The 12,781-nt window shown below is 68.0% G+C and carries 15 protein-coding genes and 2 pseudogenes; 9 read left to right on the forward strand and 8 right to left on the reverse strand.

The features are described from left to right. Nucleotides 1-369 precede the first annotated feature (369 nt). Both IE262_RS40315 and IE262_RS38860 read left to right on the forward strand, forming a co-directional pair. Entirely contained in the window at nt 370-570 is a 201-nt protein-coding gene (locus IE262_RS40315) for a Tn3 family transposase (RefSeq protein ID WP_189880337.1), read from the forward strand. Then, complete coding sequence (locus IE262_RS38860) at nt 567-932, forward strand: Tn3 family transposase (protein WP_189880339.1); 366 nt, start codon at nt 567-569, stop codon at nt 930-932. The genes IE262_RS40315 and IE262_RS38860 overlap by 4 nt, the downstream gene beginning before the upstream one ends. Before the next feature lie 106 nt (nt 933-1,038). Here the strand turns inward: IE262_RS38860 and IE262_RS38865 are convergent, their stop codons facing one another. Then, complete coding sequence (locus IE262_RS38865) at nt 1,039-2,103, reverse strand: WD40 repeat domain-containing protein (protein ID WP_189880341.1); 1,065 nt, start codon at nt 2,101-2,103, stop codon at nt 1,039-1,041. Between the two features lie 471 nt (nt 2,104-2,574). Between IE262_RS38865 and IE262_RS40065 the strand changes: the two genes are divergently transcribed. Both IE262_RS40065 and IE262_RS40070 read left to right on the forward strand, forming a co-directional pair. Further along, the gene (locus tag IE262_RS40065) at nt 2,575-2,934 is read left to right on the forward strand and encodes a recombinase family protein (protein ID WP_229877983.1); all 360 of its coding nucleotides are present in this window, start codon (nt 2,575-2,577) and stop codon (nt 2,932-2,934) included. Between the two features lie 5 nt (nt 2,935-2,939). After that, the gene (locus IE262_RS40070; RefSeq protein ID WP_229877986.1) at nt 2,940-3,425 is read left to right on the forward strand and encodes a resolvase; all 486 of its coding nucleotides are present in this window, start codon (nt 2,940-2,942) and stop codon (nt 3,423-3,425) included. Nucleotides 3,426-3,443: 18 nt separating this feature from the next. Here the strand turns inward: IE262_RS40070 and IE262_RS38875 are convergent. The 3 genes and pseudogenes from IE262_RS38875 to IE262_RS38885 all read right to left on the reverse strand — a co-directional run. Continuing rightward, nucleotides 3,444-3,703 (reverse strand): annotated as a pseudogene (locus IE262_RS38875) (helix-turn-helix domain-containing protein); the annotation flags it as partial. 33 nt (nt 3,704-3,736) lie between these two features. Next, nucleotides 3,737-4,360 (reverse strand): NADPH-dependent F420 reductase, encoded by a 624-nt coding sequence (locus IE262_RS38880; RefSeq protein WP_134042546.1) that lies wholly within the window; start codon nt 4,358-4,360, stop codon nt 3,737-3,739. A gap of 33 nt (nt 4,361-4,393) precedes the next feature. Then, nucleotides 4,394-5,128, reverse strand: a complete 735-nt coding sequence (locus tag IE262_RS38885) for an SDR family NAD(P)-dependent oxidoreductase (protein ID WP_189880343.1) — start codon at nt 5,126-5,128, stop codon at nt 4,394-4,396. Nucleotides 5,129-5,272: 144 nt separating this feature from the next. Between IE262_RS38885 and IE262_RS38890 the strand changes: the two genes are divergently transcribed. Next, a complete protein-coding gene (locus IE262_RS38890; RefSeq protein WP_189880345.1) occupies nt 5,273-5,884 on the forward strand; it encodes a TetR/AcrR family transcriptional regulator in 612 nt (203 codons plus the stop codon). Here IE262_RS38890 and IE262_RS40680 read toward each other — a convergent pair. Further along, a complete protein-coding gene (locus tag IE262_RS40680) occupies nt 5,823-6,170 on the reverse strand; it encodes a hypothetical protein (protein ID WP_189880357.1) in 348 nt (115 codons plus the stop codon). The genes IE262_RS38890 and IE262_RS40680 overlap by 62 nt on opposite strands. 318 nt (nt 6,171-6,488) lie before the next feature. Next, nucleotides 6,489-6,572 (reverse strand): annotated as a pseudogene (locus tag IE262_RS40080) (DUF6192 family protein); the annotation flags it as partial. A gap of 134 nt (nt 6,573-6,706) precedes the next feature. Between IE262_RS40080 and IE262_RS40085 the strand changes: the two are divergent. The 4 genes from IE262_RS40085 to IE262_RS38910 all read left to right on the forward strand — a co-directional run bounded on the left by IE262_RS40085 (nt 6,707) and on the right by IE262_RS38910 (nt 9,885). Beyond that, nucleotides 6,707-6,772, forward strand: a complete 66-nt coding sequence (locus IE262_RS40085; protein WP_229877988.1) for a hypothetical protein — start codon at nt 6,707-6,709, stop codon at nt 6,770-6,772. 237 nt (nt 6,773-7,009) lie between these two features. Next, entirely contained in the window at nt 7,010-7,567 is a 558-nt protein-coding gene (locus IE262_RS38900) for a dihydrofolate reductase family protein (RefSeq protein ID WP_189880347.1), read from the forward strand. 1,182 nt (nt 7,568-8,749) lie between these two features. Beyond that, nucleotides 8,750-8,989 carry a hypothetical protein gene (locus IE262_RS38905; RefSeq protein WP_189880349.1) on the forward strand — a complete coding sequence of 80 codons (240 nt, stop codon included), beginning with the start codon at nt 8,750-8,752 and terminating at the stop codon, nt 8,987-8,989. A gap of 11 nt (nt 8,990-9,000) precedes the next feature. Further along, nucleotides 9,001-9,885 carry a hypothetical protein gene (locus IE262_RS38910; protein WP_189880351.1) on the forward strand — a complete coding sequence of 295 codons (885 nt, stop codon included), beginning with the start codon at nt 9,001-9,003 and terminating at the stop codon, nt 9,883-9,885. 494 nt (nt 9,886-10,379) lie between these two features. Here IE262_RS38910 and IE262_RS38915 read toward each other — a convergent pair whose 3' ends face one another. Beyond that, a complete protein-coding gene (locus IE262_RS38915) occupies nt 10,380-11,099 on the reverse strand; it encodes a C39 family peptidase (protein ID WP_189880353.1) in 720 nt (239 codons plus the stop codon). 16 nt (nt 11,100-11,115) lie between these two features. After that, complete coding sequence (locus IE262_RS38920) at nt 11,116-11,379, reverse strand: hypothetical protein (protein WP_189880355.1); 264 nt, start codon at nt 11,377-11,379, stop codon at nt 11,116-11,118. Nucleotides 11,380-12,781 lie beyond the last annotated feature (1,402 nt).

Raw genomic sequence — 12,781 nt, forward strand, 5'->3', positions numbered from 1 at the left:
TCCTGCCGCCGCTCCTGGCTCCGTTGGCCCAGTCCAGGGACGACGAACTCTTCCTCGACGTGCCTGCCGCGTTTCCCGCACCCGGGATGCCCATCTCGATAGACAGCCATGAGTATTTGGAACACGGCTGGACCGACCTATAACGGCCTGGATCCTGACGGCACACAGCTGATCCAGCAGTCACGCCAGTACCAATAGAGACGATGGCGGCCCGCTGGAGCGCCACGAGTGCACGTGCCAAGCACCCTTCATCCCGGGCTGTGTCCGGCGACCATGTCATTTTGATAGGAGTTCTAAGAGTCGACATCGTCTTCGGCCTCTTCGCGATCTGCGGGTACCAGCTCTCCCCGCGGATCGCCGGCATCTCCGATGCCCGCCCACTGGGGCGACATGCTCCGCGTGACCGGCTCCCCCACCCTCGGCGAGGTCCGCGGTCACGACCTGATCCACATGCTCTCCCGCGACGGCAAGCCGACCGGCCTCGGCGACGCGTTTGCCCACTACGGGCGGATCTTCAAGACCCTGCACCTGCTCCAGCTTTCGTCTCCGACGAGGGATACCGGCGCATGATCGGTGCCCAGCGCAACGTCACCGAGTCCCGCCACCGCCTCGCCCGTCGGATCTTCTTCGGACAGCGCGGCGAACTGCGCCAGCACTACCGCGAAGGGATGGAGGACCAGCTCGGTGCCCTCGGCTTGGCCCTGAACGCTGTGGTGCTGTTCAACAGCCTCTACATCGACGCCGCCGTCAAGCAGCTCGCCGCCGACGGCTTCCCCGTCACCGACGAACTACTCGCCCGGCTCTCCCCGCTCCAGTACGACCACATCAACTTCCTCGGCCGCTACACCTTCACCCGACCAGCCGCGCCTGGGCTGCGGCAGCTGAACGACCCGCACACCGGCGACGAGACCGACAACGGCGAGGACGAGTAGTCGCGCCGCGCGCCCGCACAGTCGAACGGGCGGCTCTGTTCACGTCGCACAGCAGCGTTTCGTTAGCAGTTCGGGAGGCAGCGCCCAGGAGCCACAGGGCTCGACGTCAGCTCCGTTCGAGGTCCCACACGAGTACCCGGCCGTCCTGCCCCGCCGTGATGGCGACCGTGCGACCGTCCAGATTGGCGACGCGGACGCCGACGACTTCCTCGCCGTGGTGTTCGTTGAACGGCCCATGGACGAGGCGGCGCTCCGTCAGCGACCACACGCACACCTGACCGTCCTCCGAACCGGTCACCGCGACCGGACGGCCGCCCACGACGCTGAGATCCATGCAGGAAATAGAGCCCTCTTTCTCTTCTTCGTCCTCGTCGTCGAACTCGTTGTCAAACCCGATCGAATCCTCGTCGATCGGCCCTTCCCACTCCCATGCCCCGCTGTCGGGGTCCCCCAGGATCACCTGGCTCCCGCCGGCCGCCACCATCAGGGTGCGGCCGTCCACCGTCGCCAGACCGACATCCGCCACGGGTATGGGACAGGGGAACTCTCTGACGACGCTCTGGGTGTCGACGTCCCAAACCACCACTGTGTCGTCGTAGCAGCCGAAGATCACGACCGGGCGGCCGTTCAGCGTGCCGGCGGCGATCCCGGCGACGGTGTCCCGGTTTCCGTAGAGCACGGCTGGTTCGACGTTCGGGCCACCGTTGGTGTCTGTACGTGCCGCATCCCACATGTATGTACGGTCGCTACAGCTGATGAAGAACGGTCGCCCGTTCAGCCACGCCGTCGCTACTTTCCCCGTACCGCCGTGGTTGAGACTCGCGTGCACGCGGACAGCTGCGCTGGCCAGATCCCACTGCGCGAAGGACTCTCGGTACTCGGCCCCACCGACCACGATCCGACCGTCCACGACGGCAGCGCAGACGCTGGTGAACAGCGTGGCGTCCTTGTCATTGCTGGTCGGGAGGTGCCCGACCATCGCGCGGAAGTCGTCGGGGCGGTACGGCATGTCCAGCCGGTACTGCGTCCATCGGTCCTCGGACGGCTCCCAGGTGTACGCCCAAGGCTCGACGGCGCAGACGACGAGGAGACGACCGTCGACGGTGACAAGGTCGAGGTCCCAGAGGCGCCGCTCCGTAGGGAGCTGGCTGGAGAGAGCAAGTGCAGTCATGCGTCCGGAGTGTAGGGACGAGGTCTGACAAGCCCCCAACTGAGGCCGTCTGACCCCAGCGTGGCACGTCTACCGCTCGGCGACAGCCTCGATTACCAGCAGCCACGCCTCGTCGGCCCGGAGCCCTAGCCTAGACTCCAGGGAAAAGTAACCCGCTGGTAGTTTTCACGGATTCATGACGGTTAGAAGAGATATGCGGCAGTAACCGATGAGCATCGTCGGAAACTACCCGAAGGACCGTACTTCGACGTTGTTCCCGACGCGGGTTGCCGACACTGCCCACCTGCGGGTTCGTGATCACGGTCCCGAGTGTCGGCAGATGATCGTTTGATGACAGGCGCCGTGACCGTCCAGTGAACCCGGACATTCCAGGGCGCCGAGACGGCGCCGATCCAATCGGATCCGATGGCGATTGATGACAGGGTTTGACGACAGATAGGCTCCGTTCCTCCGTACGGAAGGGACCCACGAGTGGCGACCCTGGTCTACAAGCGGGTCTCCATCGACCAGCAGTCGACCGCCCCGCAGAACCTCATCCTCGAAGAGGCCCGGATCCAGGACCCGGTCGTCTTCGAGGAGCAAGCCGAAACCTCCAGCCGTCTCCACCCGCTCCAGCGGCCGAAGTTCGGCGAGCTGCTGGCGTACGCCCGGCCGGGTGACACCGTGCACATCGCCGAGATGTTCCGCCCCGTCCGCGGCACCGGGCACATCCTCGACGTGCTCGACATCCTCCACCGCGACCGGCTCGCCCTGCGCATCCACGACGGCGCGTTCTCCGCCATGGACCTCACGCCCGCCACCCGCGCACCGGAGAACTGCTGTCCACCGTGAAGTTCATGGTGCAGAACCTCGCCGCCGCCGGCGAGCTCCAGCGCGACCTCCAGCGGGAGCTGACGTACGACGGACTGCGGGCCGCCGAGGCGAAGGGCAACAAGGGCGGGCGCCGCCCCGCCGTCCCGGCCGAGAAGACCCGAGCCGTACGCACCGCGTACCTGGAGGGCCGGTCCATCGCGGCCCTCGCCCGCGAGCACGGCGTCAGCCGCGGCGCCATCCGCACGGCCGTCGCCTACCTCCTGCCCGAGCACACGGCCGCCGCCACGGACACCCTGGCCCCGGAGCTGCCGGTCGTGCTCCACATGCCGGGCAAGGTCGCCGACTTCCTCCGCACCGCTGCCCTGGACGACGCCGAGCGGGCTGCACTCGACCAGGGCGTGACCGTACGGCGCGGCCGGGGCTACACCCTGCGTTGTAGGGGCGCCGTCCCCCCCATTACCTTCTTCGTGGCCCCGCAATGGGGCTCCCGGCCTCTGGAGCTGGCATGACTTTCTCCCCCTGTCGATCGCGCGGCTACCGCCGATGCGGTCCCACTCAGCGAGGGTGCCGTCCAGAAGGAAGAACTCGGGATGGTGCTCGCGCAGCGTCTTCAGCAGGCGCGGGGCCCGGTCGGCGAGCAGGCCCGTGACGGTGGTGACGCAGGCGTGGCAGTGCCGACGGATATCCCGAAGCCGGCCGCGATCCGGGCGAGGGTGACGTGGCGGTGCAGGTACACCAGCGCGACGAGTGCGCGCCGGTACGGCGGGAGTTTGCAGCGCCTGTCACCGGGAGTCCTTTCGGTGATCCGTCAACCGCTTGCTCAGACGGGAAGTTCGGTGATGCTGAGGGCGAAGTCCAAGTTCCCCGCTCCGTGGTTGGCGAGGCCCACCGTGACCACGCCCGCTCCTTCCAGCCAATGCGCCATTTTCAGGCCGCCGACGTCCAGCGGGCGCAGCCCGAGGCTCTCGATGAACGCCTCCACACTTGCCTTGGCCTGCGCATTATCGCCAGCGATGAAGACGTCGGGCCGGCCCTTCTCCAGGACATGACGGAAGACGGTGTTGAACGCCTTCACCACACTGGCGCCGGGCGGGGCCGCCCTGGCGACTTCCTGCGCGATCGAGGTCTCCTCGCGGTGGGCCAGCCCGTCGAACGTGGAATTGAAGGGATTGCTGATGTCGACGATGACCTTGCCCGCGAGAGCGTCTCCGTACTGGGCGACGGCCGGCACGACACCGTCGTACAACAGCGCCACGATGACGATGTCCCCGGCCGGGGCGGTGCCCCATTCTCCCGTCGTGGCGCCGCCGCCGAGAGCCTTGGCCAGGTCAGCGGCCTTGGACTGATCGCGGCCCAAGACCTCGACAGTGTTGCCGCCCGCTACCGCCCGCGCGCCGATGGTGCGGGCCATGTTCCCGGTGCCGATGATGCTGATGTTGCTCATGAGATGTCCTGCCCTGGTTGTGGGTTGTCCGGTCTAGAGGGCGGTGGTGCCGCCGTCGGCGACGAGTTCCATGCCGTTGACGTAGCTGGAGTCGTCGGAGGCAAGGAAGAGGGCGGCGGTGGCGATTTCGTCGGGGCGGCCCATCTGGCCGCGGGGGATGAGGGACTCGAACTGGCGCTTGGTGGCCTCGTCGAAGAGCTCTTCCTGCTTGGCGGTGGCGACCTGGCCGGGGGTCAGGACGTTGACGCGGATGCGGCGGTCCTTGAGCTCGTTGAGCCAGACGCGGGCCCAGGCCTGCTGGACGGCCTTGCTGCCGGCGTAGACGCTCCAGCCGGGGAAGGCGCCGAGAGAGGCGTTGGATCCGGTCATGAGGATGGAGCCGCCGTCGTTGAAGAGCGGGAGGGCCTTCTGGACGGTGAACAGGGTGCCGCGGGCGTTGAGCCCGAACCAGGTGTCGAACTGGGCCTCGGTGATCTCGCCGAGTGGGGCGGGCTCACCGCCGCCGGCGCTGGCCCACAGCACGTCGAGGCTTCCCTTCTCCCGCTTGACGGTGTCGTACAGGCGATCCAGGTCGTCCAGGTCGGCGGCGTCGCCCTGGACGCCGGTGACGTTGCGGCCGATCTGCTTCACGGCCTCGTCCAGGGCTTCCTGGCGGCGGCCGGTGATGAAGACGTGCGCTCCCTCGTCGACGAACAGCTTCGCACCGGCCAGCGCCATGCCGGTGGTGGCGCCGGTGATGACCGCTACCTTGCCGTCGAGCTTTCCCATAGTCGCTCCCTTGGGTCGGTGATGCCGTGCGCACCTGGGGCGACGGTGTTATGTACACCGCCCTGTGTGCTTACGGTACGGGGCGGGCGACCGGGACGCAAACTATGTACACCGATCGTTACCCAGCTGGGGTACCATGGACCCATGACGGAGTTGGAGAAGGGCCCCACGGGCCGCCGCCGCGGCCGGGGCGCCCGCGAGCGCATCCTCAGCGCGTCCCAGCAGCTGTTCCGCGAGCAGGGCATCAACCGCACCGGTATGGACCAGCTTTGCGCGGCGGCCGAGGTGTCCAAGCGCACGGCCTACCAGCACTTCACCGGCAAGGACGAACTCGTCGCCGAGTACCTGCGCCGGTTCGACCCCTCCGTTCTGTCCGGTGTGTTCGACCGCACCGACCTCACGCCCCGCGAACGGCTCCTCGCCGCCTTCGACATGCCCCCCACCACCCCCCTGTGCCCCTACATCGCCGCCGCCGTCGAACTCCACGACCCCCAGCACCCCGCGTCCCAGTACGCACGCGACTACAAGAAGGCCGTCGCCGCGCGGCTCGCCGACACCGCCCGCGAAGCCGGCGCCGCCGACCCTGAACAGCTCGGCGAGCAGCTCGCGCTGCTCATCGACGGCGCCGCGGCCCGCACCCGGGTCCTCAACGCCGACGCCTTTCCCACCGCCGCCGCCATCGCCGCCGTCCTCATCAACAACGCCATCCCCGCCACAGCCAGCGATGACGGGCAACGGGAGGAAACGCCAAGCTGACGTCGCACTCCGCCGCCGGGCTGGACGCGCTGCCGGTCGCGCGGCTGCACCCGCTGGTACGCGACACCAGCCGCCCGGCACCTGGCCCGGACATGCCGCCGCCGAGGCTGCGGCCGATGTCGGGCAGGGCGACGGTGACGATCAACGCGTCCAGGGAGATGAGGAAGAAGCCCAGCAGGGCGGCACCGAGCACCGTCGGGGATCCGCCACGGGCCGCCTCCGGCGCCGAGCCCGCGGTGCAGTCGGCCGGGGAGGACTTGAGCCGGGGTTTCATCAGGACGCTCATGACGCGTACTTGAAGGTATGCGACCGAGACTGGAAGCCAGGGGGCGACCAGGGGCAGATCGGCCTGCAGCGGGAGGCCACGTGCCAGGTGCAACAGGGCCCGCCGCCCGGCGTAGCGGTACCCGCGGTCAGCCTGCTGCCTGTGCGGGCATGTCCTTATTGCCGTCACCCCAGGTCGCTGTCAGGGGCAACGGAACCGAATCTCCGCAGGTTGACCAGTTTCGTCGATGCCCCTGTCATCACTGGGCCGCAACGCGCTGGCCGGAGCGTGTCGCAACGATCGCAGCCGGAAGCTGCGCGTCCCCGACCGCGGCGCCCTGGTACGGTCGCGCGGGCCGGGAACGGTCCGGCCGGCCGCGGCGGCGAAGGAGTGGCAGGCGGTGACCAGGTCCAGGAACTCCACCAACCCCCGAAGCCGGACTGGACTGTCCAGCTCGGCATCGGCGCCGGGCACCCGCCCCTCCAGGTCCACGCCGGCGACTGTTACGCCTGGGCAAACGCCGCCGCGCCATCGACCGCGACGAAGCCCGCCGACTCCTGGCCTCCGGCCTGCCCGCCTGCACCAACTGCCAGCCCGACGTCGAACTCCGCATCCTGGAGTAGGGCTTGTCCTGTAAGTCGGTACGCAGCCACAACGCGATGGCCGCGATGATGCTTCGCGTAGCGGGTGGCCAGGGCGCGGAACTGCGCGGGCAACCCGCCGATACGAGGTGCGCTTCGTCCGAGATCTGACGGTTGGCGGAACCGGCCGGCCAGCCGATCGATGAGTTCCGGGCCGTGCGGAGGTCACAGCCTGCAGGACCGTAGGCAGACTGACGCGCTCGTACCCGAAGGAGCCGCATGGCAAAGCTCATCTACTCGATGATCACCTCGCTCGACGGCTACGCCGAGGCGGCGGAGGGCGACCTCGGCACCGGGGCCGACGACCAGGAGGTGCACGCTTTCATCAACGACCTCTTCCGCCCAGTCGGCACGTACCTCTACGGCCGACGGATGTACGAGACGATGGTCTACTGGGAGACCGCGCACACCGAGCCCGACCAGCCGCCGCACATCCTGCAGTTCGCCCGCGACTGGCAGGCCGCGGAGAAGATCGTGTATTCCACGACGCTTGAGTCGGTGTCCAGCACGAAGACCAGGATCGAGCGGACCTTCGACCCGGACGCGGTGCGCAAACTGAAGGCGGAGGCTGATCACGACCTCACCGTCGACGGCCCGAACCTCGCGGCCCAGGCGATCGCGGCCGGCCTGGTGGACGAGTACCACTTGTTCATCACCACAAGCGTGGTCGGTGGCGGCAAGCGGTTCTTCCCCGAAGGCGTGCGCCTCGATCTCTCGTTGGTCGAGGAGCGTGCCTTCGCCAGCGGACTGATCTACGCGCGCTACCGGACCCGCTGAGCCGCACCGGTTGGTGACGCTGCTGACGGCCGAACCGGGGCAGGGTGAGACCGAGCCGCAGACGAGGAGCGGGGCCCCAGCGCGTTAGACGCTGAAGCCCAGATCAGGGCCGGGGCGGGCGCTGTTGCCCCCTGGCCGCCGCATCGTCGGCGGCCAGCCGCGGCCGACGCCCCGGCCTCCTGGGCAGCGCGTAGCGCACCCGCTCAGCCATGCCTTAACCACACGCCGGGGGCAAGGGGGCAATCATGCCCCGGCCAGGCAAAGTGATGTGGGCGGGACCCGACGTTTCAGGCCCCGCCCGTGGTCGTTCACCGCTGCAACAGCGCACGACCGATCCCCTGTTGTGTCGAGTGGCAACGGCCGGGGAAGCCGCAGAAAGGAATCTCCTGGCGTCTCCGCCTACGTACCGAGGGCATACGAGGGCGCGAAGAGCCCGTGGATGAGCGCAGCCGTGTGCCCGAGTTGAGGAGCCCTCGTCCGGCCCGCGTACCCGCCAGGGGGCCGGTGCGCGAAGCTACCAGGCCACGTCTGCGGGCATGGCGAGGCCATACGCCTCCCCAGAGACCTCCAGAGGGCATGCGGGGGCCACAGTGAGAGCCGGTGAACCGGCGCAGTCACCTCTCCGCGATGTGGAGCCCCAAAGGCCCGCGTCGGGTCCGGATGCCTGCCGAAAGGCTGGAGCACCGAGTCGGCACATGTCGGCGGGCGCGTCTGGCCGCCCAGTTTCCGAGGGATGAGGGCAGGCGGATAATCCACCCCCGACATGGTGTGCGTCGGTGTGTTCATTCCTGCCTCCTCCCATCGGTCGCCGTACGCCGCGCGAAGCTTTGGTTACGGCCTGGGCCATGACACCTCTTGCGTCATCCGCGCTGCGGTTGTGAAATCCACCTTGCTCCCCGAGCAGCCGGATCTCAAGGCCCGATCGGTCCGGCGTTTCATCCTGTCCCACCTCGGTTGAAACACTCCCTGGAACATCGCCGCAGGTCACCGGTCACCAAGCAGTGCGCGATCGAGCGATCGTGCCGTGCAATTCCCGCCTCGGCCCGGAGCGCGGCCTTGTCGGTGTTCGTTGAGCGCTCGAAGGTAGAGCTGAGGTTCCCTGTCCGCCAGTTCTGCAAAACAGGCGGATGACGCTCCGAGGGCCTCAGCGTCGAGTGGCAACGAGCCGAGGAGGCAAGCAAGTTGAAGGAGAACGCGCCCGCGCACGTGTTGTGCGTCGAGGGCCCGGCCGGGGCCGGCAGCCAGGTGCTGCCGGCCCCGGCCGTGGTTGTGGTCCTCGTAGTACTTCTCATCACCGCGGGTCTGCTGGCGTTTGGGATGGCCATGGAACTGGTCATCGCGGCCGTCGTCGTAGGCGGGCTGATGGGCAAGGAACTGGTCCGCGGATTGGTCAACATCTTCTCTCCCCACCGAGCGCGATAGGGGAGAGCTAGATGGGGCGCACACACGGCGCCCTGGCACAGCACAACCCCATTGAGACGCTGGCGCAGTGGCTTGAGTCGCTGCGCCAGCGGTCGAGGATGTGCTGGCGCCAGATGGCGCAGACCGTTGTCGAGACGGGCCTGTCGCTTTCCGAGTCGACCCTGTACAGGGCGGCTCAGGGCAAGACGGTGCCGAAGTGGAAGACGGTACAAGCGTTCACGCAGGTGTGCGGAGGCGATGAGCGTGAAGCAAAGCGGTTGTGGGGCAGGGCCGACCGGTACGCAGCCGGCCGTACCGACGGAGGCCTGCGCGTCGTGGTCGTGCCGCCGCAGTTCATCACCGAGCCGTGGCAGCTCATCCACGCCATGAACCACATGCGTCGGGAGAACGGCAACCCCACGCTGCGGGAACTGGAAGAGAAGGCATACGTCGACGTCGAAAACAAGGTGAGCCTGCTGCCGAAGAGCACCGTCGGCGCCGTTCTTCAAGGACGGATGCCAGCCAAGGACCTGCTGCTCAACTTCGTCCGCCACTGCGGAAACGTCCCGGAGATCCAGATCCAAGATTGGGAGGACGCCTGGGAGCGAGCGAACGCCTACCGCAAGGGTGAGCTTCGACCAGCAGCGGCACAGGCACAGCAGGAGCTGGCGCGAATCGAGGAAGAGTTGAAGCGCGCTCGCGAACAGCTGGAGCAGGCCACCGCAGAGCTCGCCCGCACCGCACGGCCTGCGCGACGGGAACCCACAGCGCTGCTCCCACCGCCCAGGCCGGCCGAGCTGACGCCGTCTCCGGTCCGTCCGAAGAAGAACGCCTTGTACTCCGCCGGGCCTCCACCCCAGGTGAAGTCGCGAGGCAAAGAGCGGCGAGGCGCCCGACGGCCGCTCCGAGCCAGTTGACGTCGCGACGCTCGCTGGTCACGGCTGACAAACCCTGGCGCGGCATACCGGTGGGGCCGGGGCCGCGGTAACTCGCCCCGGCTACCCCGCAGTCCGGGGCCGCCAGCACGTGCCCCTCCGGCGGACCGTGAACGTCCCACACTGCCGGCGGGGCCTCCAACGGGACTCCCCCGGGCTGTCGATCCGGACGACGAAGCCGTGCCGCAACAACTGTTCCCTCTCGACTGGCAGTCACCAGCCAGGCATCTCTTCAGTGGAGGTCGGCATCGAGTTCGGAGCTGTGCGTTCACCGTATCGAGAAGTACGACCGCCACTGCGGCCACGCCGACCTGCCGCACGAATGCATCGACTGGCCCAGAGGCAATAGCGCACTCGACCCGCTGAAGGCAGAGCCCATGTGTTGCGCTGCTCTCCTCAGCCGGGTGACGCACCCGTCCAGGTGACCGCCGCCGGGCTCCTCGCACGGATCGGCCACTGCGGTTGTGATCCCAGGCTTACGCACTGTGCCGAGGACCGCGATGGTACGGCTGCCCCGGCCGCTGCCCCCTGTCTGAGCTCTGGGGCGGGCCGAGGACGACGCCGCGGCCGGCGTAGAAGCGGTCCAGGTCCTCCCACGGGACCTTGTGGAACTGCTGGGAGGTGTCGGGGAAGCCGGAGGGATTGTGGATCACCACGTGGTCCGAGGTGGTACCGACAGCGAGGACCAGGTGGCCGCCCTTGCGCGGCGGCTCCGGATCGAGGGTGCGGATGGAGGGATGGACGGAGAGGATCACCAGCCGCCCCGCCGCGAGGTGCTCGGGGACGGCAGCGGTGGGCAGGTTTGGGTGTGCGTCGGCGTGCAGGCCCCAACGATCCCGCACGTAGTCGGCGAAGGGGGCGTAGATGAGGCCGTCGAGGCCGCCGTCGTCCCTCTTGACGTAGGCGCCTGCTTTCAGGCACTCCTCAGCCAGGGCCATGGCGCTGGGAGCGGCGGGTGCCTTGGCCTCGTCCCGCCAGTGGTCGAGGGCCATGCGCAGGCAAGCGATGCCGCACAGCCGCCAGGACCACCACTCGTACGTCTCCGGGCTGTCCGCGCCGTACGCGGGCCACAACGGGTCTTCGGCGGCGGAAATCTCGCGCCCGATGATCGCAGGTACCAGCTCCGGGGAGGCCCACTGGGCGTGGTACGGCACGGGGTGGATGACGGATGTGTGGGTGTTCTCGCTGTTCGGCATGCGGCCAGTCTTCCGCTCAGGGCACGTAGGTGGGTTGGGTGCAGGTGATCTCCAGGACGTGGCGCATCAGCTGCGGGCAGCTGGTGCCGTCGGCCTTGGCCATCGTGGCGAGATTGCCGCGTGGACAGGCCGGGCAGAGTGAGCCCCCGCCCAGAAGACCGCCAACCAGGTCCTCGCCTCCGCCCGCGCCCCCGCCGAGCATGGCTTCGCCGACCTCAAGTGCTGACGCACCCTGACGAAACTCCGCACCGACCCGAACAACCACCACACAGGTCAGCACAGATGAGACAGGCTGCCGCAGACGACCGAGGTCGCCGAACGCGTCTGATCCTTCAGTCACCGGGGAAGTCAAGCATCCGGGCCACAAGGTCGGCTATCCGGCCGGTATTTGGGTCTGGGATCGAAGCGAGATCCAGAACGAGCCAGCCACCGCGATTCCCGCAGCCGGAACGCGAGTGGACGACAGGCAGGCCGATCCCCAACCGGCCACCGTACGGGCGGGCGTGGACGCACGATGAAAGGAGGTCGGCGACCTTGCCCGGCAGGTCGAGGGCTACTGACAGGTCCGGGGCAGAGCAGGCGGGAGTTCAACGAAACAAACCCTAGGAGCCCGATCCAGGGGTGGTGCGTACGAGCGCGGCACCGTGTGCGATGTATTGCTGTCCGAACCACCCGTGACTGCCCATCATGAATGTCATCGCAGGACGAGACTGTGGGGTGACAGGTGGACGGTTCGAACAAGCGCGCGGACCTGCGCTGGGTGACGGCGGTGCGTGCTCTCGACAGCCTCCATCGCACCACCGCGTGGCTGCGCTGCGCGAGCAACGCCGTGCTGTGGACCTCCCTGGCCTGGACGCCGGCGTCCGCGCGCACGCACAGCGCTCTGTCGCTCCTGCTTGCGACCGCCGGAGCTATCTTGTCCCTTCTGCACGCCTATCCGGAGACCAGGGCGCGCCTTGAGGAGGCCAGCGAAAGGCTGCCCATGCTGTACCGGCTGTTCGATCACCTTGACAGCACCCGAGGGCGGGCCTCCTTCAAGAGCCTCTTGCCCGGATACGAGCGCGAAGCACGAACATGCCGACGAGAACCCTGGCTCCGGCCAGAGGAACCCCACGTGCCGAGGCATCGCCTGGCCAGTCCTGGCTGCCTGCATGGAGGCAGGAGGTATGGCGGCAGCTGACGCGGTGATAGAACTCGCGCAGATCCCTTCGCCCACACACGGCTTCTCCGCAGGCGACAACACCGCGATGCTGGCGAACGATGACACGTATCCTGAATTCGTTCGACGAGCTTGCAGCTACGGGGGCCATCACACAGGTGGCGCAACCGCCCTGCAGACCGCAGAAGTTGTGCAGGGCGGCCCTGGGACGAGTTCACTCCCGCACCGCATGCAGCGTGGACGCCACGGTGCTTCAATGCTGCCCAGGTACGGGGCTCCCGGAGTTCGAGAGCCAACATGCTGGCCATGGCTTCCTGATCGACCAGGGGCGTTCGTCTAGCAGATCCCCTGCTGTGAGGCGGTAAACGCCAGGACTTGGGATGTAGCGCCGCGCATCCAGCCCCCTTCTCGCACAGCACCACTAGTAGTGCTTGGTCAGGTCGGTATGGGTTGTGGCGTGTTGCAGTGACAGGTGGGGCAGGCGCCGGTCCAGACCGCGAGGAGTAACTGCAGTTCGCGGGCG

Source organism: Streptomyces bluensis, from assembly GCF_014650715.1.
In the GTDB taxonomy this organism is placed as follows: Bacteria; Actinomycetota; Actinomycetes; order Streptomycetales; family Streptomycetaceae; genus Streptomyces; species Streptomyces bluensis.

Coding starts and splice junctions, on each gene's coding strand:
- IE262_RS40315 (WP_189880337.1), top strand. CDS start 370: ATGCCCGCCCACTGGGGCGACATGCTCCGCGTGACCGGCTCCCCCACC.
- IE262_RS38860 (WP_189880339.1), top strand. CDS start 567: ATGATCGGTGCCCAGCGCAACGTCACCGAGTCCCGCCACCGCCTCGCC.
- IE262_RS38865 (WP_189880341.1), bottom strand. CDS start 2,103: ATGACTGCACTTGCTCTCTCCAGCCAGCTCCCTACGGAGCGGCGCCTC.
- IE262_RS40070 (WP_229877986.1), top strand. CDS start 2,940: ATGGTGCAGAACCTCGCCGCCGCCGGCGAGCTCCAGCGCGACCTCCAG.
- IE262_RS38880 (WP_134042546.1), bottom strand. CDS start 4,360: ATGAGCAACATCAGCATCATCGGCACCGGGAACATGGCCCGCACCATC.
- IE262_RS38885 (WP_189880343.1), bottom strand. CDS start 5,128: ATGGGAAAGCTCGACGGCAAGGTAGCGGTCATCACCGGCGCCACCACC.
- IE262_RS38890 (WP_189880345.1), top strand. CDS start 5,273: ATGACGGAGTTGGAGAAGGGCCCCACGGGCCGCCGCCGCGGCCGGGGC.
- IE262_RS40680 (WP_189880357.1), bottom strand. CDS start 6,170: ATGAGCGTCCTGATGAAACCCCGGCTCAAGTCCTCCCCGGCCGACTGC.
- IE262_RS38900 (WP_189880347.1), top strand. CDS start 7,010: ATGGCAAAGCTCATCTACTCGATGATCACCTCGCTCGACGGCTACGCC.
- IE262_RS38910 (WP_189880351.1), top strand. CDS start 9,001: ATGGGGCGCACACACGGCGCCCTGGCACAGCACAACCCCATTGAGACG.
- IE262_RS38915 (WP_189880353.1), bottom strand. CDS start 11,099: ATGCCGAACAGCGAGAACACCCACACATCCGTCATCCACCCCGTGCCG.